At 65.5% G+C, this 1,852-nt stretch carries 2 protein-coding genes; one reads left to right on the top strand and one right to left on the bottom strand.

What is annotated here, in order from left to right; genetic code table 11:
* A partial coding sequence (gene qcrB / locus AC1DHD_RS16075; RefSeq protein ID WP_476880664.1) for a cytochrome bc1 complex cytochrome b subunit occupies positions 1–1,392 on the top strand: 1,392 nt, incomplete at its 5' end.
* A 72-nt stretch (positions 1,393–1,464) separates the two neighbouring features.
* On the opposite strand, the gene AC1DHD_RS16070 is transcribed toward qcrB, so the two are convergent.
* A partial coding sequence (locus AC1DHD_RS16070) for a GntR family transcriptional regulator (RefSeq protein WP_476880663.1) occupies positions 1,465–1,852 on the bottom strand: 388 nt, incomplete at its 5' end.

Below are 1,852 nucleotides of genomic sequence, written 5' to 3'. Positions count from 1 at the left end.
GCGTACAACTCGTCCCTGAACATCTCCTTCGATGTCCGCGGCGGCCTGTTCATGCGCCAGGTCCACCACTGGTCCGCACTGCTCTTCGTGGCCTCGGTGTCCGTGCACATGCTGCGCGTCTTCTTCACCGGCGCCTTCCGCAAGCCGCGCGAAATGAACTGGGTTGTGGGCAGCGTCCTGCTGATCCTGGCCATGGCTGCAGGCTTCACCGGCTACTCACTCCCCGATGACCTGCTCTCCGGCAACGGCCTGCGCATCATCGACGGCGTGATCAAGTCCATCCCGGTGATCGGCACCTACATCTCGTTCTTCCTCTTCGGCGGCGAGTTCCCGGGCACCGCGATCATCGGCCGCCTGTACATGCTCCACATCCTGCTGGTTCCGGCGCTCATCCTCCTGATGATCGTTGCGCACCTCTTTATGGTGGTCGTGCACAAGCACACCCAGTACCCCGGCCCGGGCCGCAACGACGGCAACGTCGTCGGCTACCCCCTCGGCCCGGTCTACGCGGCAAAGGCCGGCGGCTTCTTCTTCATCGTGTTCGGCGTTATCGCGCTGATGGCAGGCTTCTTCACGATCAACCCGATCTGGAACTACGGCCCGTATGACCCCTCCCCCGTCTCGGCCGGCACCCAGCCTGACTGGTACATCGGATTCGTCGACGGTGCCCTGCGCCTTATGCCGGGCACCTTCGGGAACTGGCACGTTGAGCAGGTCTGGTTCGGCCACGTCTTCACGTTCAACGTCCTCCTGCCGGCCCTGGTGCCGGCCGGCATCCTGTTCACCGTGATGTTCACCTACCCGTGGATTGAGCGCTGGATCACCAAGGACGACCGTGAACACCACGTCCTGGACCGCCCGCGCAACGCCCCGACCCGGACCGCCATCGGTATGGCCGGTTTCGTCTGGTACTGCGTGATGTGGGCCGCCGCAGGTTCCGACCTCATCGCCACGCACTTCCACGTGGCCCTGAACGACGTCACCTACTGGCTCCGCGCCCTGTTCTTCATCGGCCCGATCCTCGCCTTCATCGTCACGAAGCGCGTCGCCCTGGCCCTGCAGCGCAAGGACCGCGAAATTGCCCTTCACGGCCGCGAGACCGGCCGTATCGTCCGCTTGCCGCACGGCGAGTTCATCGAGGTCCACGCCCCGCTGGATGAGTACAAGCGTTACAAGCTGGTCGGCTTCGAATCCCCGTCGCCGCTCCCGGCCGTGCCGAACAGCCACGGAATCGTGGACCGCAAGGAAAAGCGCCGTGCGCTGCTCTCCAAGTGGTTCTTCGAGGACCGCGTTGCTCCCGCCAGCCCGGCGGAACTCGCGGCGGCACACAGCCACCACGGCGCGCACGAATCCATCGACGCGGCTGCGGATCAGAAGACCCTCAGCCACTAGTTCACGTCGCTAGCCACAGGAGAGGCCCGGTCCATACGGACCGGGCCTTTTTTGTGTGCCGCGGGCTGCTGATCAGGGGCGGTACCCCGATGCGTAGTTCCGCGTGGGCCGGACGCCCGGCCGTTGCAGCGGCACCCACAGCTTGTAGCGATCGGCCCGGTAGTAGGACACGGAGTAGTCCACCATGGCTCTGGCGACGAACGCGTGCCGCTGGATCTTCAACAGCGGCGAACCAACCTCCACATTCAGCAGGCGGGCCGTGGAGGGCGACGCGGCCGTGGCCTCGATCATGTCCTCCCCCCACTCCATCACCAGCCCGTAGCGTTCGCTCAGCACGTTGTAGAGGGACGTCGGCGGCTGACCGTCCAGGAGCCCCGGCACCCGGTGCGCGGGGATAAAGTTCTCGTCGACGCTCATCGGTTCGTTGTCGGCGAGCAGGAGGCGCCGGAACCGGACCAAC

The sequence above is a fragment of the Arthrobacter sp. 05L45_2 genome (genome assembly GCF_056397525.1).
Note: the sequence above shows the minus strand (reverse complement) of the source record. Positions and strands in the feature narration are given on the sequence as shown.